The 23,288-nt window shown below is 57.5% G+C and carries 27 protein-coding genes; 19 read left to right on the top strand and 8 right to left on the bottom strand.

All coding sequences use genetic code 11. The features are described from left to right. Positions 1–101 precede the first annotated feature (101 nt). The 15 genes from fliF to F3J41_RS14085 all read left to right on the top strand — a co-directional run bounded on the left by fliF (position 102) and on the right by F3J41_RS14085 (position 13,986). Positions 102–1,823 carry a flagellar basal-body MS-ring/collar protein FliF gene (gene fliF / locus F3J41_RS14155; protein ID WP_058771155.1) on the top strand — a complete coding sequence of 574 codons (1,722 nt, stop codon included), beginning with the start codon at positions 102–104 and terminating at the stop codon, positions 1,821–1,823. Then, the gene (gene fliG, locus F3J41_RS14150; RefSeq protein WP_021509869.1) at positions 1,820–2,812 is read left to right on the top strand and encodes a flagellar motor switch protein FliG; all 993 of its coding nucleotides are present in this window, start codon (positions 1,820–1,822) and stop codon (positions 2,810–2,812) included. Before fliF ends, fliG begins: the two co-directional genes overlap by 4 nt. Beyond that, positions 2,805–3,509, top strand: a complete 705-nt coding sequence (gene fliH, locus F3J41_RS14145) for a flagellar assembly protein FliH (RefSeq protein ID WP_058771154.1) — start codon at positions 2,805–2,807, stop codon at positions 3,507–3,509. Before fliG ends, fliH begins: the two co-directional genes overlap by 8 nt. Further along, complete coding sequence (fliI, locus tag F3J41_RS14140) at positions 3,509–4,864, top strand: flagellar protein export ATPase FliI (RefSeq protein ID WP_021509867.1); 1,356 nt, start codon at positions 3,509–3,511, stop codon at positions 4,862–4,864. The genes fliH and fliI overlap by 1 nt, the downstream gene beginning before the upstream one ends. 24 nt (positions 4,865–4,888) lie before the next feature. After that, on the top strand, positions 4,889–5,332 hold the full coding sequence (gene fliJ, locus F3J41_RS14135) for a flagellar export protein FliJ (RefSeq protein WP_059009614.1): 444 nt from the start codon (positions 4,889–4,891) through the stop codon (positions 5,330–5,332). Further along, the gene (locus F3J41_RS14130) at positions 5,329–6,594 is read left to right on the top strand and encodes a flagellar hook-length control protein FliK (RefSeq protein WP_166711590.1); all 1,266 of its coding nucleotides are present in this window, start codon (positions 5,329–5,331) and stop codon (positions 6,592–6,594) included. Before fliJ ends, F3J41_RS14130 begins: the two co-directional genes overlap by 4 nt. Positions 6,595–6,724: 130 nt before the next feature. Beyond that, positions 6,725–7,210 (top strand): flagellar basal body-associated protein FliL, encoded by a 486-nt coding sequence (gene fliL / locus F3J41_RS14125; RefSeq protein WP_021509864.1) that lies wholly within the window; start codon positions 6,725–6,727, stop codon positions 7,208–7,210. 4 nt (positions 7,211–7,214) lie between these two features. Further along, the gene (fliM, locus tag F3J41_RS14120; protein WP_021509863.1) at positions 7,215–8,222 is read left to right on the top strand and encodes a flagellar motor switch protein FliM; all 1,008 of its coding nucleotides are present in this window, start codon (positions 7,215–7,217) and stop codon (positions 8,220–8,222) included. After that, on the top strand, positions 8,215–8,625 hold the full coding sequence (gene fliN, locus F3J41_RS14115; protein ID WP_021509862.1) for a flagellar motor switch protein FliN: 411 nt from the start codon (positions 8,215–8,217) through the stop codon (positions 8,623–8,625). Before fliM ends, fliN begins: the two co-directional genes overlap by 8 nt. 2 nt (positions 8,626–8,627) lie before the next feature. Next, positions 8,628–9,023 carry a flagellar biosynthetic protein FliO gene (gene fliO, locus F3J41_RS14110; protein ID WP_058757392.1) on the top strand — a complete coding sequence of 132 codons (396 nt, stop codon included), beginning with the start codon at positions 8,628–8,630 and terminating at the stop codon, positions 9,021–9,023. Continuing rightward, positions 9,023–9,757 (top strand): flagellar type III secretion system pore protein FliP, encoded by a 735-nt coding sequence (fliP, locus tag F3J41_RS14105; RefSeq protein WP_031280176.1) that lies wholly within the window; start codon positions 9,023–9,025, stop codon positions 9,755–9,757. The genes fliO and fliP overlap by 1 nt, the downstream gene beginning before the upstream one ends. A 41-nt stretch (positions 9,758–9,798) precedes the next feature. Beyond that, on the top strand, positions 9,799–10,068 hold the full coding sequence (gene fliQ / locus F3J41_RS14100; protein ID WP_010618647.1) for a flagellar biosynthesis protein FliQ: 270 nt from the start codon (positions 9,799–9,801) through the stop codon (positions 10,066–10,068). Next, entirely contained in the window at positions 10,068–10,856 is a 789-nt protein-coding gene (gene fliR / locus F3J41_RS14095) for a flagellar biosynthetic protein FliR (protein ID WP_021509859.1), read from the top strand. The genes fliQ and fliR overlap by 1 nt, the downstream gene beginning before the upstream one ends. 627 nt (positions 10,857–11,483) lie before the next feature. Then, a complete protein-coding gene (gene rcsA / locus F3J41_RS14090) occupies positions 11,484–12,119 on the top strand; it encodes a transcriptional regulator RcsA (RefSeq protein WP_021509858.1) in 636 nt (211 codons plus the stop codon). Between the two features lie 163 nt (positions 12,120–12,282). Further along, positions 12,283–13,986, top strand: coding sequence for a methyl-accepting chemotaxis protein (locus F3J41_RS14085; protein WP_150361648.1), 1,704 nt, complete (start codon positions 12,283–12,285; stop codon positions 13,984–13,986). Positions 13,987–14,198: 212 nt separating this feature from the next. On the opposite strand, the gene dsrB is transcribed toward F3J41_RS14085, so the two are convergent. Beyond that, positions 14,199–14,396 carry a protein DsrB gene (gene dsrB, locus F3J41_RS14080; protein WP_010618650.1) on the bottom strand — a complete coding sequence of 66 codons (198 nt, stop codon included), beginning with the start codon at positions 14,394–14,396 and terminating at the stop codon, positions 14,199–14,201. A 67-nt stretch (positions 14,397–14,463) separates the two neighbouring features. Then, positions 14,464–14,622, bottom strand: coding sequence for a YqaE/Pmp3 family membrane protein (locus F3J41_RS14075; RefSeq protein ID WP_021509855.1), 159 nt, complete (start codon positions 14,620–14,622; stop codon positions 14,464–14,466). 316 nt (positions 14,623–14,938) lie between these two features. Between F3J41_RS14075 and F3J41_RS14070 the strand changes: the two genes are divergently transcribed. From F3J41_RS14070 to F3J41_RS14060, 3 genes are all read left to right on the top strand, one after another. Further along, entirely contained in the window at positions 14,939–15,172 is a 234-nt protein-coding gene (locus F3J41_RS14070) for a YodD family protein (protein ID WP_058757390.1), read from the top strand. 360 nt (positions 15,173–15,532) lie between these two features. Next, complete coding sequence (locus F3J41_RS14065) at positions 15,533–16,330, top strand: mannosyl-3-phosphoglycerate phosphatase-related protein (RefSeq protein ID WP_166711588.1); 798 nt, start codon at positions 15,533–15,535, stop codon at positions 16,328–16,330. Between the two features lie 26 nt (positions 16,331–16,356). Continuing rightward, positions 16,357–17,577: a hypothetical protein gene (locus F3J41_RS14060; protein ID WP_058757388.1), complete on the top strand. Its 1,221-nt coding sequence runs from the start codon at positions 16,357–16,359 to the stop codon at positions 17,575–17,577. Here F3J41_RS14060 and dgcQ read toward each other — a convergent pair. From dgcQ to F3J41_RS14035, 6 genes are all read right to left on the bottom strand, one after another. After that, complete coding sequence (gene dgcQ / locus F3J41_RS14055; protein ID WP_166711586.1) at positions 17,574–19,226, bottom strand: cellulose biosynthesis regulator diguanylate cyclase DgcQ; 1,653 nt, start codon at positions 19,224–19,226, stop codon at positions 17,574–17,576. The two genes, F3J41_RS14060 and dgcQ, sit on opposite strands and share 4 nt — an antisense overlap. 133 nt (positions 19,227–19,359) lie before the next feature. Beyond that, positions 19,360–19,539, bottom strand: a complete 180-nt coding sequence (locus F3J41_RS14050) for a YodC family protein (protein WP_166711584.1) — start codon at positions 19,537–19,539, stop codon at positions 19,360–19,362. A 181-nt stretch (positions 19,540–19,720) separates the two neighbouring features. Then, positions 19,721–19,855, bottom strand: a complete 135-nt coding sequence (locus tag F3J41_RS23575; RefSeq protein ID WP_254919505.1) for a hypothetical protein — start codon at positions 19,853–19,855, stop codon at positions 19,721–19,723. Positions 19,856–19,891: 36 nt separating this feature from the next. Then, on the bottom strand, positions 19,892–20,803 hold the full coding sequence (locus tag F3J41_RS14045) for a DUF808 domain-containing protein (RefSeq protein ID WP_058757386.1): 912 nt from the start codon (positions 20,801–20,803) through the stop codon (positions 19,892–19,894). A gap of 11 nt (positions 20,804–20,814) precedes the next feature. Continuing rightward, entirely contained in the window at positions 20,815–21,090 is a 276-nt protein-coding gene (locus tag F3J41_RS14040; protein WP_021509848.1) for a hypothetical protein, read from the bottom strand. Between the two features lie 70 nt (positions 21,091–21,160). Beyond that, on the bottom strand, positions 21,161–21,637 hold the full coding sequence (locus F3J41_RS14035) for a very short patch repair endonuclease (RefSeq protein WP_058757385.1): 477 nt from the start codon (positions 21,635–21,637) through the stop codon (positions 21,161–21,163). A gap of 156 nt (positions 21,638–21,793) precedes the next feature. Between F3J41_RS14035 and dcm the strand changes: the two genes are divergently transcribed. Continuing rightward, the gene (gene dcm / locus F3J41_RS14030; protein WP_127834281.1) at positions 21,794–23,191 is read left to right on the top strand and encodes a DNA (cytosine-5-)-methyltransferase; all 1,398 of its coding nucleotides are present in this window, start codon (positions 21,794–21,796) and stop codon (positions 23,189–23,191) included. Positions 23,192–23,288 lie beyond the last annotated feature (97 nt).

Below are 23,288 nucleotides of genomic sequence, written 5' to 3'. Positions count from 1 at the left end.
CGTCGGCCAGCTACACGGCATCAACGGGCGGGGATGCGTATCAGGGAGTCAGTTTTGTCACCTACATACACCCGGTCAATTATGTCAGGCAGGAATTGGTCATGAATGCGAGTGCAGCCGCCACACAGGATACAGCAAAGAAAGGCTTTAATGACCTTCTCGCCCGCCTGCGCGCAAATCCGCGTATTCCATTAATCGTTGCTGCCGCGGCCGCTATCGCCGTGGTTCTGGCGCTGGTGCTGTGGGCCAAAGCGCCCGACTATCGCGTTCTCTATAACAACCTCTCTGATGAGGATGGCGGCGCGATTGTTACCCAGCTCACCCAGATGAACATCCCTTACCAGTTCGCTGAAAACGGCGGCGCCCTGATGGTGCCCGCCGATAAAGTGCATGAGCTGCGTCTGCGTCTTGCCCAGCAGGGACTGCCGAAAGGGGGTTCAGTAGGCTTTGAGCTGATGGATAAAGAGAAGTTTGGTATCAGCCAGTTCAGTGAGCAGATTAACTACCAGCGTGCGCTGGAAGGTGAGCTGGCGCGCACCATCGAAACGCTCGGACCGGTGAAGAGCGCGCGCGTGCATCTGGCGATGCCAAAACCGACGCTGTTCGTGCGCGAGCAAAAATCCCCGTCGGCCTCAGTAACGCTGAACCTGCAACCGGGCCGTGCGCTGGATGAAGGCCAGATTCAGGCGATTCAGCACATGGTCTCCAGCAGCGTAGCCGGTCTGCCACCAGGCAATGTAACCGTGGTCGATCAGGCGGGTCGCCTGCTGACGCGCTCCGACAGCGAAGGCCGCGATCTTAACGATGCCCAGCTGAAATATGCCTCTGAAGTGGAAGCACGCTATCAGCAGCGCATTGAAGCCATTCTGAATCCGATTCTCGGTCAGGGTAATGTGCATGCGCAGGTGACCGCGCAGATTAACTTTGACCGCAGCGAGCAGACGGACGAGAAGTATCAGCCGAATGCGAACCCGAATAACACAGCGATTCGCTCACGCCAGACCAGCACCAGCGATCAGAACGGCAGCCCGTATCCGGGCGGCGTGCCGGGTGCGCTGTCGAATCAGCCTGCGCCGGCCAATACCGCGCCGGTCACCAACCCGCAGCAGCAGAACAATAACAACGCTAACGGTCAGCAGAACAACAACAACGCGCAGAATGCCGGCACCTCGACCAGCACCGCGCAGAGCAGCGGCCCGAGCAGCTCCAGCCGCAACGACACGGTGAACTACGAGCTGGATCGCACCATTCGTCACACCAAACTCAACGTCGGTGACGTGCAGCGCCTGTCGGTCGCCGTGGTGGTCAACTACCGCGATGACGGCAAAGGCAAAGCGGTGGCGCTGAACGATCAGCAGATCAAGCAGATTGAAGATCTGACCCGCGAAGCGATGGGCTATTCGCAAACGCGTGGCGACAGCGTCAACGTGGTGAACTCGCAGTTCAACACTACCGAGCCAACCGGCGGCGACCTGCCCTTCTGGCAGCAGCAGTCGTTCTTTGATCAGCTGATGACGGCCGGTCGCTGGCTGCTGGTGGCACTGGTTGCCTTCATCCTCTACCGCAAAATGGTGCGTCCGCAGCTGCTGCGTAAGCGTGAAGCCGAGAAAGCCGCCGCCGAAGCCGCCGCTGCCCGTGCTGCCGCGCGTGAAGAAGAAGCCGCTTACAGCGTCCAGATCAACAAAGACGAGCTGGACCAGGAGCGCAAATCTAACAACCGCATGAGCGCCGAGGTGATGAGCCAGCGCATCCGCGATATGTCTGAAAACGATCCGCGCGTTGTGGCGCTGGTTATCCGCGAATGGATGAGTAACGAACTATGAGTCTGACCGGTACTGAAAAGAGCGCCATTCTGATGATGACCATTGGCGAAGAGCGTGCGGCAGAGGTGTTCAAACACCTCAACCAGCGTGAGGTGCAGCACCTCAGCGCCGCGATGGCCAGCATGAAACAGATTTCGCATAAGCAGCTGACTGAAGTTCTGCGCGAGTTCGAAACCGATGCCGAACAGTTTGCTGCGCTGAGCCTCAACTCCAACGACTACCTGCGTTCGGTGTTGATCAAGGCGCTGGGCGAAGAGCGCGCCTCCAGCCTGCTGGAGGACATTCTCGAAACGCGCGAAACCACCAGCGGCATGGAAACCCTCAACTTTATGGAACCGCAGGCGGCGGCGGATCTGATCCGCGACGAGCACCCGCAGATTATCGCCACCATTCTGGTGCACCTGAAGCGCGGCCAGGCGGCGGATATTCTGGCGCTGTTCGACGAGCGTCTGCGCCACGATGTGATGCTGCGTATCGCCACCTTCGGCGGTGTACAGCCGGCGGCGCTGGCGGAGCTGACCGAAGTGCTCAACGGCCTGCTGGATGGCACCAACCTCAAGCGCGCGAAGATGGGCGGCGTGAGAACCGCAGCGGAAATCATCAACCTGATGAAAACCCAGCAGGAAGAAGCGGTTATCGAAGCAGTACGCGACTTCGATGGCGAGCTGGCACAGAAGATCATCGACGAGATGTTCCTGTTCGAAAACCTGGTGGAAGTGGACGACCGCAGCATCCAGCGCCTGCTGCAGGAAGTGGAGTCCGAGCAGCTGCTGATTGCCCTGAAAGGAGCCGAGCAGCCGCTGCGCGAGAAATTCCTCAAAAACATGTCGGCGCGCGCCGCCGATATCCTGCGCGACGACCTCGCCAACCGTGGCCCGGTGCGTATGTCCGCGGTGGAGAACGAACAGAAAGCAATCCTGCTTATCGTGCGCCGTCTGGCGGAAGCAGGCGAGATGGTAATTGGTGGTGGCGAGGAAACCTATGTCTGATGCCTTTTCCGCCCGTGCATGGCAGCGCTGGCAGCCTGATGATTTAGGCGCACCGCAGCCGCCCGAACCTGAACTGCTGCTGGCGGACGAGCCGGACAACGACCTCGTGCTGAGCGAGGAAGATGAACAGCAGCAGCAGCTGGAACGTCTGCAGCAGCAGATGCGTAAAGATGCGCAGACGCAGGGCTACAGCGAAGGTTATCAGAAAGGCTTCGCCGAAGCGCAGCAAAACGGCTATGACGCCGGGTTCCAGCAGGGACTGGCCGATGCCCAGCAGCAGCAGGCTCCGTTACAGGCGCGTATGCAGCAGCTGGTCACCGAGTTTCATCACACGCTGGAAGCGCTGGATAGCGTGATTGCGTCGCGCCTGATGCAGCTGGCGCTGGAAGCGGCGCGCACGGTGATTGGCCAGGCGACGCAGGTGGATGGCAGCGCCCTGCTGCGCCAGATCCAGCAGCTGATTCAGCAGGAGCCAATGTTCAGCGGCAAACCGCAGCTGCGCGTGCACCCGGACGATCTGCAGCGCGTTGAGCAGACGCTGGGCCCAACGCTCGATTTACATGGCTGGCGTTTGCTGGCCGACAGTTCGCTGCATCCCGGCGGCTGTAAACTCAGCGCCGAAGACGGCGATCTGGATGCCAGCGTCGCCACGCGCTGGCAGGAGCTGTGCCGTCTGGCGGCACCGGGAGCATTCTGATGACGTCACGCCTTTCGCGCTGGCTGGGCGCGCTCGACAGTTTTGAAGACCGCATCAGTCAGGTGCAGACGGTGCGCCGCTACGGCCGCCTGACGCGCGCCACCGGTCTGGTGCTGGAAGCCACCGGCCTGCAGCTGCCGCTGGGCGCCACCTGCATTATTGAGCGCCATGACAACGGCACGATTACCGAAGTGGAAAGCGAAGTGGTCGGCTTCAACGGCCAGAAACTGTTTTTGATGCCGCTGGAAGAGGTCGATGGCATTCTGCCCGGCGCGCGCGTGTATGCCCGCGTGCACGGCGATCACAGCGGTAAACAGCTGCTGCTGGGGCCGGAGCTACTCGGCCGCGTGCTGGACGGCAGCGGCAAACCGCTGGATGGCCTGCCCGCGCCGGAAACCGGCTACCGCGCGCCGCTGATCACCGCGCCGTTCAACCCGCTGCAGCGTACGCCGATCCACGATGTGCTGGATACCGGCGTGCGGGCGATCAACGCCCTGCTCACCGTGGGCCGCGGCCAGCGTATGGGGCTGTTTGCCGGCTCCGGCGTGGGGAAATCGGTGCTGCTCGGCATGATGGCGCGTTACACCAAAGCCGACGTCATCGTGGTGGGCCTGATTGGTGAACGTGGCCGCGAAGTTAAAGAGTTTATCGAGAACATTCTTGGCGCCGAAGGGCGCGCGCGCTCGGTGGTGATCGCCGCGCCGGCCGACGTTTCGCCGCTGTTGCGTATGCAGGGGGCCGCTTATGCCACGCGCATCGCCGAAGATTTCCGCGATCGCGGTCAGCACGTGCTGCTGATCATGGACTCCCTCACCCGCTACGCCATGGCGCAGCGTGAGATCGCGCTGGCGATCGGCGAGCCGCCGGCCACCAAAGGCTATCCGCCTTCGGTGTTCGCGAAGCTGCCGGCGCTGGTAGAACGCGCCGGCAACGGCATTCACGGCGGCGGTTCAATCACCGCGTTCTATACCGTACTGACCGAAGGCGACGACCAGCAGGATCCAATTGCCGACTCGGCGCGCGCTATTCTCGATGGCCACATCGTGCTGTCGCGTCGCCTGGCGGAGGCCGGTCACTATCCGGCCATTGATATTGAAGCGTCGATCAGCCGTGCCATGACCTCGCTGATTGATGAAACCCACTATGCGCGCGTGCGCCAGTTCAAGCAGTTGCTCTCCAGCTTTCAGCGTAACCGCGATCTGGTGAGCGTCGGCGCTTATGCCGCAGGCAGCGATCCGATGCTGGACCGGGCCATTAAGCTCTATCCGCAGATGGAAGCTTTCCTGCAGCAGGGCATTTTTGAACGCAGCGATTATGACGATGCCTGTCTGCACCTGCAGGCGATGTTCGGCTAACGCCGCCCGACTTGAGGTAACGCGATGAAGACAGCCAATGCGATTGATACGCTGCGCGACCTGGCGGAGCAGGATCTGGAACAGGCGGTGATCCACCTCGGCGACATGCGTCGCGGTCAGCAGCAGGCCGATCAGCAGCTCAGCATGCTGCTCGATTACCAGAATGAGTACCGTAATAAGCTCAATCAGGATATGTCCGGCGGCATCGCCAGCACGCGCTGGAGCAATTATCACCAGTTTATTCAGACGCTGGAAAAAGCCATCGAACAGCATCGCCAGCAGCTTAATCAGTGGAACCAGCGGCTGGAACAGGCGCTGAGCAACTGGCGTGAAAAGCATAAGAAGCTGAATGCCTATCAGACGCTGATTACCCGCGCGGAAGAGAACGCATTACGACAGGAAAGCCGTCTCGATCAGAAACGGATGGATGAATTTGCCCAACGGGCCGCATTGAGGAAAGGCGAATGAACACGCTGCCAACACTGCTGACACAGCTTGCCAAAACCGGCAAAGCGCAACCTTCAGCGGCAGTGGACACTCTGTCCGCTGCTGACACCCTGCCGCAGGGATTTATTACCGAGCTGGGCAACCGCCTGCTGACACTGGTTAAGCAGCAGGGAAATGGCGCGCAATCCGCTGATCTGGCGGCAGAAATTGACGCGAAAAACGTCACAAAAGCGTCATTAAGCGCCCTGCTGCAGGCACTGGACAAACCAGAGGCGTTAAACGCACTTTTACAGCCGGAAAACACTAAAGCCGGACTGAAATCAGCCGATGATAATGACAAGCGCGCAGCAAGTTCGTTAACTGCCAGCGACTTACAGAATGTGCAGGCGCTGTTTGCCATGTTGCCAGCGGTGGTTGAAAACCGCAGCAGCCCGCCAGCGGATAACAGCACCGCGCTGGAAACCCGGGGTGAGGCGCGCACCAGCTTAAACGCTGCGTTACTTAACAGTTCGCTGCAAAGTGCGCTGAAAGAGGAACAGGCGAAGCCGGATGGCCAGCCATCGAAAGGCAGCGATGCGCTGACCAGCCTGACCGGTGTCAGCCATAGCCCGGTGCAGAGCGCGGCCGCCAGCGGCACGCCGGCCAGCAACAGCGGTATGACGCTGGATGAGAGTTTTCAGCAGGTGCTGAGCACGCTGAGCAAACCGGAAGAGCGGCGCGAGATGCTCAGCAGCCATGACAGCAGCACGCCGGCCATCAGCAGCCCGCTGAGCAGTACCAGTCCGCTGGTCAGCACCACGGCCAGCACCAGCAGCGCGCCTTCCACGCCGATGCTGAATGCGCAGCTGGGCAGCAACGAGTGGCAGCAGGCGCTGAGCCAGCAGATTGTGATGTTCAGCCGTAACGGCCAGCAGAACGCCGAATTACGTCTGCATCCGGAAGACCTCGGCGCGATACAGATCAGCCTGACGCTGGATAAAGATCAGGCACAGTTAACAATGGTTTCCAGCCACAGCCATGTGAGGGCCGCGCTGGAAGCGGCGCTCCCACAGCTGCGTACGGCGCTGGCGGAGAGCGGCATTAACCTGGGACAGAGTAACGTCAACAGCGACGCCTTCGCACAGGGCCAGAGTTATCAGGGCCAGCAGGAAGGACGTCGCGACGGCCAGTACGGCAGCTTTACCCTCTCCCAGGACAGTGACAACGAGATAACGCCTATTGCCGTCCCGGCAGCCCTCCAGGCGCGCGCGACCGGCAACGGCGCTGTCGATATCTTTGCCTGACAGCGACTAAACGCTGAAGGTAAGCGTAAAACCCGCGTCTTTTCTTCCCATTGTTTGACTTAAGACGCGGGATAATCTGTCCAGGTAAGCCGAGAGGCTTGCCCATAATTCACAGGAAGTAACTGCAAACATGTCTGATAACGCGAAAGCTAAAGGCCGCAAACGTTCATTACTAATTCCGGTGTTACTGATTGTAACGCTGGCCGCTTGCAGCGTGGCAGGCTATGCAGTCTGGCGAATGATGAATAAACACGAGGGTGACAAGCCGGAGGCTGCCAAAGTGGAGCCACCGCCCGCCCCGGTATTTTTTGCAATGGATACGTTTACGGTTAACCTGGTCAATCCCGACAACGATCCCGATCGCGTGCTGTACGTAGGCTTTACCCTGCGTCTGCCGGATGAGGATACCCGTCGTCGGCTGAATGACTACCTGCCTGAGGTGCGCAGCCGTTTGCTGCTGCTGCTTTCACGTCAGAGCGCCAGCGCGCTGGCAACCGAGCAAGGCAAACAGGCCCTGGTTGAACAGATCAAACAGGTGCTGGCGCCACCGCTGGTAAAAGGTCAACCTGCGCAGGTAGTCAGTGACGTGCTGTTTACCGCCTTCATTTTGAGGTGACTTAATGGGCGATAGCATTCTCTCCCAGGCTGAGATTGACGCGCTGCTCAATGGCGACAGTGACAGTGCGGAAGTAGAGAACAGTTCCAAAGGGGCCGATGGCGATATCCGCCCCTATGATCCCAATACCCAGCGTCGCGTGGTGCGCGAGCGTCTGCAGGCGCTGGAGATCATCAATGAGCGTTTTGCCCGTCATTTCCGTATGGCGCTGTTCAACCTGCTGCGCCGCAGCCCGGATATCAGCGTTGGGGCAATCAAGATTCAGCCGTACCATGAGTTTGCCCGCAACCTGCCGGTGCCAACCAACCTGAACCTGATTCACCTGCAGCCGCTGCGGGGGACTGCGCTGGTGGTGTTCTCGCCGAGCCTGGTGTTTATCGCCGTGGATAACCTGTTTGGCGGCGACGGTCGTTTTCCGACCAAAGTGGAAGGCCGTGAGTTCACCCACACCGAGCAGCGCGTGATTCGCCGCATGCTCAAGCTGGCGCTGGAAGGCTACAGCGACGCATGGAAAGCCATTTATCCGCTGGAAGTGGAATACGTGCGTTCTGAAATGCAGGTGAAGTTCACCAACATCACCACCTCGCCGAACGATATCGTGGTCAACACGCCGTTCCAGGTAGAGATTGGCAACCTGGTGGGTGAGTTCAATATCTGTATTCCGTTTTCGATGATTGAGCCGCTGCGCGAGCTGCTGGTCAATCCACCGCTGGAGAACTCGCGTCAGGAAGATAACCACTGGCGCGACAATCTGGTGAAACAGGTGCAGCACTCGGAGCTGGAGCTAATTGCCCACTTCGCTGAAACGTCGCTGCGTCTGTCACGTATTTTGCAACTGAAACCCGGTGACGTCCTGCCCATTGAGAAGCCGGACCGCATCATTGCCCACGTCGACGGCGTACCGGTACTGACGAGCCAGTATGGCACGCTCAACGGCCAGTATGCACTGCGTGTAGAACATCTGATTAACCCGATTTTGAATTCGCTGAATGAGGAACAGCCCAATGAGTGACAGCAAAAAACCGTCCGATGATATCTCTGCGGACGATCTGTGGGCTGAAGCGATGAACGAGCAGGCGGCGACCAGCAGTGCGGCGGAGCCAGGCGATAACGTATTTAAGTCGCTTGAGGCCAGCGCCGCCAGCGGCTCGCTGCAGGACATCGATCTGATCATGGATATCCCGGTCAAACTGACCGTGGAACTGGGCCGTACCAAGATGACCATCAAAGAGCTGCTGCGCCTGACGCAGGGTTCGGTGGTGGCGCTTGACGGCCTGGCCGGCGAGCCGCTGGACATCCTGATTAACGGCTATCTGATCGCCCAGGGTGAAGTGGTGGTGGTGAACGACAAATATGGCGTGCGCATCACCGACATTATTACTCCGTCCGAACGTATGCGTCGTCTGAGCCGCTAATCATGTTAAAAAACGCGCAAACCGTTCAGCCCGCTCACGCCCAGCCGGTGGTGTCCACCAGTTCGGTCGTTGGGCAAGTCAGCAGCGTGCTGGCGGTGATCGTGCTGCTGATTCTGGCCTGCGGCTGGCTGGCGAAACGCCTCGGCTTTGCGCCGAAAGCGGTGAGTGGCCAGGCGCTGAAAGTCAGCGCCAGCGTGCAGGTTGGCCGTCAGGAGCGGGTGGTGATTGTTGATACCGCCGATGCGCGTTTAGTGCTGGGCGTCACCGCTCAGCAGATCACCCATCTGCACTCGCTGCCGCCGCTGCCACCGGAAGCATCCCTGCCCGTCAGCGCGGCGCCGCAGGATTTTCGTCAGCTGTTTCAGAACCTGGTTAAACGTCCCGGAAAACCCCAATGATGCGTCGATTGCTCCCTCTTCTGCCGCTGCTGATGCTGCTGGCACCGGCTGCCCATGCGCAGCTGCCGGGTTTGATCAGCCAGCCGCTGGCCAATGGCGGTCAGAGCTGGTCGCTGCCGGTGCAAACGCTGGTCTTCATTACCTCGCTGACCTTTATTCCGGCGGTGTTGCTGATGATGACCAGCTTCACCCGCATCATTATTGTGTTTGGTCTGCTGCGTAACGCACTGGGCACGCCGTCCGCGCCGCCGAATCAGGTGATGCTGGGTCTCGCGCTGTTTCTGACTTTCTTTATCATGGCGCCGACCTTCGACAAGATTTACACCGATGCCTATCTGCCGTTCAGCCAGGACAAAATCAGCATGGACGTGGCGATCGACAAAGGTGCCCAGCCGCTGCGTGAGTTCATGCTGCGCCAGACGCGTGAAGCCGACCTGGCCCTGTTCGCCCGTCTCGCCAACAGCGCGCCGATTCAGGGTCCGGAAGCGGTGCCGATGCGTATTCTGCTGCCCGCCTATGTCACCAGCGAGCTGAAAACCGCTTTCCAGATTGGTTTCACCGTCTTTATTCCGTTTCTGATCATCGACCTGGTGGTCGCCAGCGTACTGATGGCGCTGGGAATGATGATGGTGCCGCCGGCCACGATTTCGCTGCCGTTTAAGCTGATGCTGTTCGTGCTGGTGGATGGCTGGCAGCTGCTGGTGGGATCGCTGGCGCAAAGTTTTTACTCCTGAGTGGCTTTCCGCCCTCACCTTTCTCTCGACAGGAGCGCAACATGACACCGGAATCGGTAATGGTAATGGGCCAGGAAGCGATGCGTATCGCCCTGATGATGGCCGCTCCGCTGCTGCTGGTGGCGATGGTGAGCGGTTTGCTGATCAGTATTCTGCAGGCGGCAACGCAGATTAACGAACAGACACTGTCGTTTATCCCGAAAATTCTTGCCGTTGCGGCCACTGCCGTGGTGGCCGGACCGTGGATGCTCAACCTGATGCTGGACTACATCCGTACCCTGTTCAGCAACCTGCCTTACATCATCGGCTAATGGTCACCCTCGACAGCAGCCAGCTGGTGCACTGGGTGGCGCAATTCTTCTGGCCGATGGTGCGTTTGCTGGCGCTGTTTGCCAGCGCGCCGCTACTGAATGAACGTTCGATTCCAAAACGGGTCAAAATTGGACTGGCGGTAGTCACCACCTGGATTCTGATGCCGCTGCTGCCGCCGGTCGAAGTGACGCTGTTTACTCCGGCCGGTTTCTGGATGCTGGTGCAGCAGCTGCTGATTGGCGTGGGGATTGGTCTGACCATGCAGCTGGCTTTTTCTGCCGTGCGGCTGGCCGGTGAGATGATTGGTCTGCAGATGGGTCTCTCTTTTGCCACCCTGCTCGACCCGAACAGCCGGATCAACATGCCGCTGCTGGCCCGTTTTCTCGACATGCTGGCGATGCTGCTGTTCCTGACCTTCAACGGTCACCTGTGGTTGATCTCGTTACTGGTGGACAGTTTTCACACGTTGCCGATTAACGATCAGCCACTCAACGCCAACGCCTTCATGGCGCTGACCAAAGCCGCCAGCTTAATTTTCCTTAATGGCATGATGTTAGCGCTACCCTTAATAATTCTGCTCCTCACGCTAAACCTGGCACTAGGTTTGTTAAACCGCGTTTCACCTCAGCTGTCGGTTTTCGCCATCGGCTTCCCAATCACCTTAACGGTAGGGATCCTGAGTCTGGGTATGATGATGCCGTTGCTTGCACCTTTCTGTGAACATCTGTTCGGTGAAGTCTTTGATTTACTCGCGCAGTTTGTATCAGAACTTTCCCCTGCCCGTTGATTAACGATACTGTTAACCTTCTTATACGATAGTTAAGTAATCAAAAACATTCTGTGCATTTTTCGAACCATATTTTTCAGAAATCAACTGAGGATATTCTGATAAATGCGCATTTATGGTGAAAATTATTCTTATTAAACGGCGCTTCGCGTATTTTAGTCAGACGATTCCTAAGCCGGTTAAGCCGGTGAATCGGTTGATAAAATGCTCAAAGGGCTGTTTTTAAACAAAAAAAATATTACAGCGATTTTTCTTGTCTAAATCCCTTTTTTCCGGCATTGTCAACACTCGCTGAAACGTCACACTTTCGCGATTCAAATGTTTTTAAGAATTGTCCTATCAGATTTGTCTGTGACTTGCGCGATAGTGACAGGGCTCTCAAAACAGAGCGAAAGAAACACATAAACCAAATTCCCGGCGATTCCCACTATCGCGGGGACAAGAGTGACGTGGAAGTAACACAATAAACTTCGCAGAACTGGTCAGGGACGAGTCAAGATGGCGCAGGAATGCATTACGCCAGTCTGCCGAGCAGAATAAAAAAGTGTCTTTGGAAATCTCTCTCGTACCGCAAACGCGTATTCATCGTTGATTTAAACGGATAACAAATTGGTGAGGGTCGCTATAATGCCAACGATTATTATGGATTCATGTAACTACACACGCCTGGGTTTGTCAGACTATATGTCGGCAAAAGGAGTCAAAAAGAAAAATATTACTTCCGTGTCTGACATCGAACAATTGCAACAACGGTGTGAGCAATTAAAACCGGGCGTAGTATTTATTAACGAAGAATGCTTTATTCACGAATCCGATTCCAGCGATCGCATTCGTTCTATTATCATGCAGCATCCGGATACGCTATTCTTTATTTTTATGGCGATCTCGAATATCCATTTTGAGGAATACCTCTACGTTCGTAAGAACCTGATTATTACGTCAAAATCGATAAAAACATCGACGCTGGACTCCCTGCTGGGCACCTACCTGCAAAAGAAACTCAATGCGTCACCGCGCATTTCTGCCGGGCTGGATATTCATCCACTGACATTGAGCCAGACTGAATCGAATATGCTGAAGATGTGGATGTCAGGTCATGACACCATTCAGATTTCGGATAAGATGCAAATCAAAGCGAAAACTGTTTCGTCACATAAAGGCAATATTAAACGCAAAATTAAAACCCACAATAAACAGGTTATTTATCATGTGGTGCGCCTGACAGATAATGTTACCTCGGGCATTTATGTCAACGTGCGATAATTTCACCCAACGATAATACGCTTTGTGGTCAAGGCCAGTCCCCGCGACTGGCCTTGATTATTTTTGAGCGTTTTGCGAGCGCGATCCCACTTCCCCGCTAAGCCTTTATCCCCTGCTGCCGATGCTTGTTTTCAGAACCCCTTACCACTATGAGAGCAAGGAAATGAAAACAGCATCGATAGATGAGCAACATAAGCTCAGCATCTGGCAAAACCTACGCCTGATGCCTCTGTTCAGCATGATCTTTGGTGGCATTCTGCTGCTTTTTGCCCTGTGCATTGGACTCGCCAGCTACTTTCTGATTCAGAGCAATAATTCCCTCAATGACGCCACCGATGAGATTCAGGTGCGCATGGGCATTTCTAACAGCTCAAACCATCTGCGAACCGCACGCCTTAATGTACTGCAGTCGGGCGCGGCGGCGCGCATCGGTGAAATGGATGGCTATCGTGCCGATCTGGCGCGCACCGAAACGCGCATTAAGCAGGCGCGCGAGGGCTTCAAAATTTATATGGATCGCAAAATGAAGACGCCGGCTGACCTGGCGCTCGACGGTCCGCTCACCACCAGCTTCAATGCCTATATTGATAAAGGCCTGAAGCCGATGATCGAGTCGGCGAAACAGGGCAGCTTTGAAGGGATTGTCGCGCAGGAGACCGATGTCACGCGCAAGCTGGATGATGCCTATAATGCCGTGCTGCTGAAGGCGATTAAGATCCGCACCGAGCGCGCCGAAGCGATTAACGCCGAAGCGGCGCATCAGTCGCGCGTCGGTTTTATCGCGATGGCTGCGGCTTTTGCCGCCGCGCTGCTGCTGGTGCTGCTCACTTTCGTGTTCCTGCGCCGCGTGGTGATCAATCCGCTGCGCCTGTCGGTGGGTCGCATTGAGCGCATCGCGCAGGGCGATCTCACCGCCCCCGAGCAGGCCTATGGTCGCAACGAAATTGGCAGCCTGCTGCACAACCTGCAGCTGATGCAGGCGTCGCTGGTACGCACCGTCGGCACCGTCCGTGAAGGCGCGGTGGCGATTTATCAGGGCTCCAGCGAGATCTCCGCAGGTAACACCGATCTGTCATCACGCACCGAGCAGCAGGCTTCTGCGCTGGAGCAGACTGCCGCCAGCATGGAGCAGCTCACCGCCACGGTGAAGCAGAACGCCGAAAACGCCCATCACGCCAGCCAGCTGGCCGCCGATGCGTCTGGCAAAGCGCGCAGCGGTGGTGAACTGGTGAGCGGTGTGGTGAAAACCATGAATAACATCTCCGGCAGCTCGAAGAAAATCGCAGAGATTACCAACGTCATTAACAGTATCGCCTTCCAGACCAATATCCTGGCGCTCAACGCCGCGGTAGAAGCCGCACGCGCCGGCGAACAGGGCCGTGGCTTCGCCGTGGTCGCCAGTGAAGTACGCAATCTGGCGCAGCGCAGTGCGCAGGCAGCGAAAGAGATTGAGTCGCTGATTGCCGAGTCGGTGGATTTGATCAGTAACGGCTCGCATCAGGTCGGTGAAGCCGGCAGCACCATGGGCGAGATTGTCGAAGCGGTGCGCCGCGTTACCGACATTATGGCCGAGATTGCGGCAGCGTCTGATGAGCAGAGCCGTGGTATTCAGCAGGTCAGCCTGGCGGTGACCGAGATGGATAACGTGACGCAGCAGAACGCCTCGCTGGTGGAGGAAGCCTCTTCAGCTGCGGCTTCGCTGGAAGATCAGGCCGGTAAACTGACGCAGGCGGTGGCGGTGTTCCGCCTGAATGATACGCCGGCTTCGCTGGTGGCTGCTGCGCCACAGACGGCGCTGAAAGCCCCTGCGCTCGCTCCACGTCCGACGCTGGCTGCAGCGGGCAATGATAACTGGGAGACGTTTTAAGAGGAGTGAGGTGGGGTGCGGTATTTTTCCCTCACCCCATCCCTCTCCCGCTCGCGGGAGAGGGGGCTGTCCGTGCGGCGATTAAATATCGTCTTCACTTAGCGCCCTGCAAACAATCTATTTTAACCATCCGCACTGAACGGTTCCCTCTCCCGCGTGCGGGAGAGGGTTAGGGTGAGGGCAACCTGAGGGCAATCTAGCACAAAACCACACTACCCTTCCCCCGCATACGGCTCAACAAACACGCCTTCGGCGTGATCGCTCTCATTAAAGAACCAGATCCCCAGCGGGTAATCCTCCAGCGCCACCAGATACATGGTGCCCTCATTAAAGCCTTCCACAGCCAGCACAGTACCGACGCGACGTGGGCCGCCGTCGGTTTTTACCGTTACCCGGTCATTGACCTTCATTGATTTCTCTCCAGAAACAGTCCTGCGCATAGTGTAACGGAAGATAGTCAGCGCTGCCTGATCGCGATCAGCGTCGGGCGATTACCCACACCGCATGCACGATGCCGGGGATGTAACCACACAGCGTCAGCAGTATGTTGAGCCAGAAGGCACCGCCGAAGCCGACCTGTAAAAATACGCCCAGCGGTGGCAACAGAATGGCAATAATAATCCGAATTAAATCCATACTAACTCCCTGATAACCATAATAATCAACCAGCTGTAAGCATAGCTGCTTTACGCCAGAATGGGGAATGCAGCGGGTAAAGAAGTGTCAAAGCCGGGCTTTTCACTTTCTTAACGTTTCCCGGAAAGACTTTTGACGCGGCACCCTCGTACACTTGTCAGCACTGCACCAACCCCAAAGGGGCAGTCAACCTAAAAGTAACAAGGATTTTTGCCCGCGCAGCGCGGGCTTTTTTTTGCCCGTTTCCCGTCCACGTCCCTCGCCCGCTGTCACCGTCTATACTTGTCAGGAATCCGTTTGCCTCCGGGAGGCTGTCATGGCCACAGCAAAAGAGTACAGCGATAACGTGCAGCGCGAAGTGAACATCGACGTGGACGCGCTGCTGGAAGCGATTCAGAAAAAAACGTCAGGCGAAGTGCAGGAGTTTATGCAGGCTGAAGATGCGCACCGCGTGAAGGTGAATGGCGAAGCGTTTGACTCCTACACCGAACTGGCCGAGGCGTTTGAACTCGATATTCGTGATTTCACCATCACTGAAGTGAACCGCTGAAATCGATTTCAAAAAAAAGACCCGGCACGCTGGCCGGGTTGAAAAAAGAATAAATTCGTTACACCAGGAAAATCTTAACACCGCTTCAGAGTACGCCTTAGCTGAAGTAAGACAAGTCTCAATTCTGCACGCAATTCGAACAAATCTGCATAATCATGCACTGCTGTTACCGAAAACATCGCGCTACGGCTGACATTCTGCATGCACAAAACGTGCAACCGCTTCGGTATCCGGGCGGTGTTTTAAGAATTATCCTGGATAGTGACCGCGCCGGCGGCAAGGAAAAGTGTGATCGTGATTACGCTATTATACTGATTACACGTCGCTTTACGGATGCCTTTGGGCGTAAGGAGTGTATTGATGATCCCGTTAGATTCCTCCCTGCTGATCGTGACCGATCTCGATGGTTCGCTGCTCGATCATCATGACTATAACTGGCAGGCCGCCAGCGAGTGGCTGGCGCGTCTTAAGCAGCAACAGATTCCGCTGGTGATTTGTTCGAGTAAAACCGCGGCCGAAATTATTCCGCTGCAGAAGCGGCTGGGCATCGCCGGTGCGCCCTTTATCGCGGAAAACGGCGCCCGTGTCGCCTTTGGCGGGGAAGCGCAGATCGCCGAAGAGCCCGGCGCCGATTATCTTGCGCTCTGTGCCACGCTCAGCACCCTGCAGGCGGATTTTCGCTTCACCGGCTTTCATGACTTTAGCGACGCAGAAGTGGCTCGTTTCACCGGCCTGACGCTAACGGAAGCCAGCCAGAGCCGACTGCGCGATGCGTCTGAAGTCATCGTATGGCGCGATGATGAAACGCGGCTCGACGCCTTCCGCGCGGCGCTGGCGCAGCATCAGCTGGCCCTGACGCAGGGCGGACGTTTCTGGCACGTGATGCCGGCGGGCAGCGGTAAAGGCGTGGCGCTGGAACAGTTATTGCAGCAGTTGCAGCAGCAGGAAGGCTCGAAGCGCACCACGATTGGTCTGGGCGATGGCCCTAATGATGCGCCGATGCTGGAGCGCGTCGATTATGCCGTGGTGATTAAAGGTTTCAGTAAAAACCCGGTGGTGCTGCAACGCAGCGATCATCATAACGTTTACCACACCGCACACGTTGGCCCTGAGGGCTGGCGCGAAGGTCTGGATTACTTTCTTGCCCAACCTGAATAACGGCAGCTGACCAGAAGGATGAGACGATGAGTGATTTTTACCAGAACGGCGTAATTACCAACTTTCATAATCTCACCCACCGCAGCGTGGAGTCGCTGGAAAAAGAGATGGTGCGCTTTGCGCGCAAGCGCAAAATGGGGCTGATTCTGCCCTCGCTGTTTTCCGAGCTGGAAGGCCCGGCGCTGGATAATATCGTCAATGAACTGGCGAAAGTGCCCTATCTGGAGGAGATTGTGATTGGCCTCGATCGTGCCGATCGCGATCAGTTTCTTTTCGCACGCGAATTTTTCTCGCGCCTGCCGCAGCGCCACCGCATTTTGTGGAACGATGGCCCGCGGCTGAAAGCATTAGACGCCGAGCTGGATAAAGAGGGCCTGTCGCCCAGCCAGCCCGGCAAGGGGCGCAACGTGTGGTTCTGCACCGGCTACACACTGGCCTCCGACCGCTCGCAGTGCGTGGCGCTGCATGACTGCGACATCGTGACCTATGAGCGCGGCATGCTGGCACGTCTGCTCTACCCGCTGGCCAACCCGGCGTTTCAGTATGAATTCTGCAAAGGTTTCTATGCGCGCGTTGCGGACGGTAAGCTTAATGGCCGCGTCGGGCGTCTGCTGGTGGGCCCGCTGCTGCGCTCGCTGCAGAAAGTCTACGGCCATTCGGAGTATCTCGACTATCTCACCAGTTTCCGCTATCCGCTGTCCGGCGAGTTTGCCATGCGCACCCACGTGCTGAACGGCATCAAAATCCCTGGCGACTGGGGGCTGGAGATTGGCGTGCTGTCAGAGATTTATCGCAATTACACCACGCGGCAGACCTGCCAGGTTGAAATCGCGGACAACTATGACCATAAGCATCAGCCGCTGGCGGAAGAGGATGGCACCGGTGGCCTGAAACGCATGAGTAACGATATCGTGCAGTCGCTACTGCGTAAGCTGGCGACAATGGGCGTGCCGCTCACCAGCGACTCGTTCCGCGTGCTTAAGGCCACCTATTATCGCAACGCGCTGGACATGATGGAGATCTACAACCACGAAGCCACCATGAACGGACTGAAGTTTGATCAGCACATTGAAGAAGCGGCGGTCGAGATGTTCACTCAGGCGATTCTCGACGCCGGCCAGTCTTTCATCGAGCGGCCAAACGAGAAACCGTTTATCCCCAGCTGGAGCCGCGTGCAGTCGGCGTTCCCCGATATCCTGCAGCGCATCTACCAGGCGGTAGAAGAGGATAACGAGGGCAAAGTCTAACCAGCCGCGCACACCCGATTGCGACCGCCGCTTTTCGCCAGATACAGGCGGTGGTCCGCTACCGCCTGCAGACTTTCTGCATGGTAACTGCCCTGCTCAGTACTGCAGCTGACACCTGCCGACAACGTAACGCTAAAGGTGGTGCTGGCGTTGACCAGAATGGTTTTGGCCGCCAGCCGGCTGCGGATACGCTCCGCCACGCCCTGCGCCTCAGCCAGCGTGGTGTGCGGCAGCACGATACAAAACTCCTCGCCGCCGATGCGTCCGGCCACGTCGTAAGGGCGCAGCGTATGTTTGATGACGCCGGCCACGCGCATCAGCGCCTGATCACCCGCGTGATGGCCCCAGCTATCATTGACCTTTTTAAAATGATCGATATCGAGCTGGATCACCGCCAGCGGCTGTTGCTGCTGTTCGCAGCGCCGCGCCAGCGCGATAAACTGGTCGAAAAAGGCGCTGCGATTAAGCAGGCGCGTCAGGCCGTCATAATTAGCGCGCCAGGCCAGTCGCGCCGAGAGGTCTTCCAGTCGCCTCACCAGGCGGAAAATCACCTGATGCGCTAGCGCCAGTAACAGCACGAACAGCAGCCACATGCCCAACAGAAACAGCGCTACCCGCCCCAGCTCCTGCGCCAGCCCCTGGCGCAGGCTCTGCACGTTGATTAGCCAGGCATCGACATTTTTTAACTTAACCCAGCTGGCCAGCTGACTGTCCAGCCACAGTGTTCCGGCCGGCTGCTGATGCATCGCCTGCATCAGCTGGCCGCGCTGCGCGGGGGTTAATGCCACATCGTGCGGTGCCGGCAGCCGGGTGATCTCGTTGAGTGCGCGATCTTCGAGCACCAGCTTGCCCTGCAGCACGCTGTGACGCGACTGTTGCAGCAATGTATTAATTCGCTGCTGGGTGAAGTCCATCGATAACACGCCGTACCAGTGCTGATGGGCGATCACCGGCGCGCTCACCGTCAGCATCAACCCTTCGTTGAACACCCCCTGATAGGCTTCGGTCCAGTGCCATCGCATCTGCGGCGCCCGGCCCGGCTGCTGGTCGCGAAAATAGGGTCGCTGCGTCATGGTGGCGTAACTTTGTGCCAGCTCCTGCGCGTCGCGCGGCGGACGTGAGCTGATGTAATAGCCCGCGCGCGAGGTGTACCAGAAGCGTGAATGAAAGTCCTGCGCCTCATCGCTGAACTGCATGATAAAGCTGAACTCCAGCGCAGCGCGCAGCTCGGGCAGCAGATAAGTATCATCGCGCTGCAGCAGCGCATCACGCTGCAGCCATTCGTCGCTGACGCCGTTAATCGGCATGCTGCGCAGGTTAGCGATTTGCAACTGCCACACCGGCTGATGGCGCAACTGCTGAAAACGCTGCAGGGCGTGCTGACCATAATCGGCATTCAGCGGGTGCGTCAGCGCGTAGCTGAGCATCCGCTGATAGTAATTAAGCTCGTCCAGACTCTCCTGAAAGCGGCTATCGAGGCTGCGCTGGATCTCGTACAGCTGGGCGCGCTGCCGCTGCTGATAGTTATTTTTTAATTCCAGCGCTTCATGGACGGTGAGAAAAAGTGAAAAGAGAAAGACCGCCAGAAAACAGAGATGCACGCGCAGCGCAGGCGTCATGCGGCGTGATGACAGTGGCGAGATTGGCATCAGTAGCCAGGCTCCGGATAACAACGAATTGAAGAAGTGTAGTCAGGCGGGAAAACGACGTACAGGCAGAGATCAGGAAAAACGTGAAAAGTGACAATGACATCGGGACGGCGCGCTGACCGTCCCGGGGGGCTCAGCTGGCCAGCTGGCGCGCAGCCGACAGATGCGTCAGCTCATCACTGCGGAACGCTTCGCGGCGTACACTGTAGCCATCATACCAACGACACTCTACCATTCCGCTGGCATGGCCGGTCACCACCATGGTGGGTCCGCCCTGTTTGTGCTGAACTTCGTCACTGATTGCAAAGGTCATACCGCGCCCTCCCTTCTCACCGTTGATTGAACGGATTAAGGTATAGCAGCTGTGCGCGTTTTTTGCCTATAGGATATTGCTATTACTGTGACAAATTCGGAATAAGCAGTGAAAAATGCCGTAAATAAACAAAGCCGATAAAAGTTATTATCGGCTTTGAACGATTTTCCCGGGTGGAAAATCAGATTTTGCAACCTTCGCAGTCGGCTTCGTCGCTGATATCCGCCGGCACTTCGCTGGCTTTTTCTGCCGCTTTGGCTTCCGCCTGCTCCAGCTGTGCATCGATATCAAATTCAAACATATCGTCGTTCATCATCGTTCTCCTGACCCGTGATTAGAAATTTCCTGCGCTTTATACCGATTTACCGCGCAGCTTCGCAACCAGATTTACCACTAACAGCACAATCGACCCAACGATAAAGCCCAGCACCAGATTCGCACCGTTGCTCAGCAGCATGGAAACCACACCCGGGAAGCCGCTGCTGTACTCTTCAATGGCATGATGCAGCGGCGCGATACCGTGCACGATAATGCCGCCGCCCACCAGGAACATCGCGACGGTGCCAACCACCGACAGGATTTTCATCAGCCACGGTGCCAGCGCCAGCAGCGCGCCGCCGGTGGCCTGCGCCAGCGTGGAGGACTTCTCACGCAGCCAGTAGCCGAGATCGTCAATCTTAACGATCATCGCCACAATACCGTACACGCCGATGGTCACCAGAATGGCAATACCGGCGAGGATTAACACCTGATTGAGCAGCGGCGCATCCGACACAATGCCCAGGGTAATCGCCACGATTTCAGCCGACAGAATGAAGTCGGTGCGCACTGCGCCTTTCACCTTATCTTTTTCGAACTGGCGCGGGTCCTGCTGCGCCAGATTATCCAGGCGCTTTTGCCGCGCTTCCGGGCTCTTCTCCGCTTTGTCGTGGTGCAGGCTGTGCAGCACTTTTTCCACTCCTTCAAAGCACAGATAGGCGCCGCCAATCATCAGCAGCGGCGTAATCAGCCAGGGCGCAAACGCGGAGATCAGCAGCGCCAGCGGCACCAGGATCAGTTTGTTGATAAACGAGCCTTTCGCCACGCCCCACACCACCGGGAGCTCACGATTGGCCTTCACGCCCGTCACCTGCTGCGCATTGAGCGACAGGTCATCGCCCAGCACGCCGGCGGTCTTTTTTGCCGCCACTTTGCCCATGACGGAAATGTCGTCGAGCAGCGTGGCAATATCATCCAGAAGAGTCAGTAAGCTGGTTCCTGCCAAAATGTCATTCCTTATTCCGGTTCGTGATCCTGACAACAGGGGCACCGTTCAATCGCCGTCACCGTCATATCGGCGATGCCCGCACAGTCCCATTCGACGCGTAACGTTTTCCCGTGCAGATCGTCGGCGTGCAGATACTTGCTCACCGGACTTTCTGTCATGCCGCTTATCTCCTCGGTGGCCACCAGCGTATCGTCCAGGTAAATGCGCGCCGTGGCATGGGCATTGACCATGCGCTCATCGCGCAGTTGATACAGGCGTCTGACCGTCAGTTTGATGCTGCTCATGGTGGTGTTCCGCGTCCCAGAGAAAACGCTGATCTAAACTGTTATGGCAGGTAAAAGCAATCACCCTGCCTTAATCCGCCCGATAGTGATGCAATCCCTGATGATCGATCTCGCTGCTGTGCGTGGCAGCCAGCAGCCACTCTTCCAGCCGCTCCACCAGCGCCTCATCTTCCAGCCGCAGTTTGCCGCGCAGAGCGCATTCCCAGACGATCAGCACCTTCCAGCCGCTTTCCTGCAGCTGCTGCACATAGCGCCGGTCACGCTCCACGTTACTGTTGATTTTGCCGCTCCAGAATTCGGTACGCGTGGCCGGCATTTTGAACAGATAACAGTGGTGACGATGCCAGAAACAGCCGTGCACAAAGATAATGGCTTTGTGCTGCGGCAGCACAAAATCCGGCCGGCCCGGCAGCGCTTTATCCTGTACCCGAAAGCTAAAGCCGCGATCTTTCAGCAGCAGCGCAATACGCTGCTCAATCGCCGTATCCTGATTGCGAATGGCGCGCATATTTTTGCTGCGAATATCATGCGAGTGGACGTCTGCCATGGCGTCTCCTTTTTTCCGGGCTTCTTCAACTTTAGCGCGTTGAGGCGAAAGCGAAAGTTTGTGCGAAGCAGATTGCGAGACGCTGCGCAGCCATCGTTAATTTCCACGCCGCGCCAGGAGTGGTAGCATAGCCACTTCACTGTTAAGGAAAAACGCATGCTTGCACTCGATCCCGCCGCGACGGCTTCGCCCTCCCCGCACTCCGCTGATGATGACGCCACCGCCTTACTGCTGCAGGTACTGGATATCTACGCGGCCCGCGATCTGGTGGTCATTTTGAGCGAGGCCGGCGGCCGCGACTGGAGCATCACGCAGCTTAACCGTATTCGCGCGGGAAAAAGTGCCGCGCCCGCGCTGTCCGCGGCGGAGGTCGCCCGTTTGCAGGCACTGCTGCCGTCGCGACCGGCGCATTATGACAATCCCCGTTTTCAGTTTATCGATCTGTTTGCCGGCATCGGGGGTATTCGCCGCGGCTTTGAGCAGATTGGTGGCCAGTGCGTATTCACCAGCGAGTGGAATAAAGAAGCGGTGCGCACCTATAAAGCTAATCACTACAGCGATCCCGCCCGGCATCAGTTCAACAGTGATATCCGGCTGATTACCCAGCCGGCCGGTTTGCCGGATGAGCAGGCGATTTATCAGCATATCGATAAGACGATTCCCGACCATCAGGTGCTGCTGGCCGGCTTTCCCTGTCAGCCCTTTTCGCTGGCCGGCGTCAGTAAGAAGAATGCGCTGGGTCGCGCGCACGGTTTTGAATGTGAAGCCCAGGGCACGCTGTTTTTTGATGTGGCGCGCATCCTCGCCGCCAAAAAACCGCCGTTTTTCGTGCTGGAGAATGTGAAGAACCTCAAGAGCCATGATAAAGGCCGCACCTTTGCCATTATTATGGCCACGCTGGATGAGCTGGGTTACGACGTCGCTGACGCGGCTGACGACTTATCGCCGGATGCCAAAGTGGTCGATGCGCGTCACTTCCTGCCACAGCACCGCGAGCGCATCGTGCTGGTAGGGATCCGGCGCGATACCGGCCTGAGCGAAGGTTTTTCGCTGCGCGCGCTGGCGGCACTCTATCCGCCTGAAGTTCCGCCGCTGCACAGCCTGCTGGAGCCGCAGCCGGCGGCAAAATATACCCTGTCGCCCACGCTGTGGCACTATCTCTACCAGTATGCGAAGAAGCATAAAGCCAAAGGCAACGGTTTTGGCTTTGGCCTCAACGATCCGCGCAATCCGCACTGCTGCGTGCGCACGCTGTCAGCGCGCTACTATAAAGACGGGTCGGAAATCCTGATCGATCGCGGCTGGGATCACGCGCTGGGCGAACAGGATTTTCAGCAGGCCGCGAACATGGCGCGCCGCCCGCGCCGCCTGACGCCGCGTGAATGTGCCCGCCTGATGGGCTTTGAAGCGCCGGGCGAAGCGCGCTTCCGCATTCCGGTCTCCGACACACAAGCCTACAAACAGTTTGGTAACTCGGTGGTGGTACCGGTGTTCGCCGCCGTAGCGAAACTGCTGCTGCCGCTGATTGAGCAGCACGCGCGTCAGCGCCGCTGAAAACGCAGCCGCGCTTCACGCCCCGGTTTTCCGCCCCGCAATTTGCTTTAGTAACGCGCGATGTGCTGTTTTGCCGCACATCGCGCGCACTGTCACC

Origin of the sequence: Pantoea sp. Ap-870, from assembly GCF_011752515.1 — a bacterium.
Lineage (GTDB): Bacteria > Pseudomonadota > Gammaproteobacteria > Enterobacterales > Enterobacteriaceae > Pantoea > Pantoea dispersa.
Note: the sequence above shows the minus strand (reverse complement) of the source record. Positions and strands in the feature narration are given on the sequence as shown.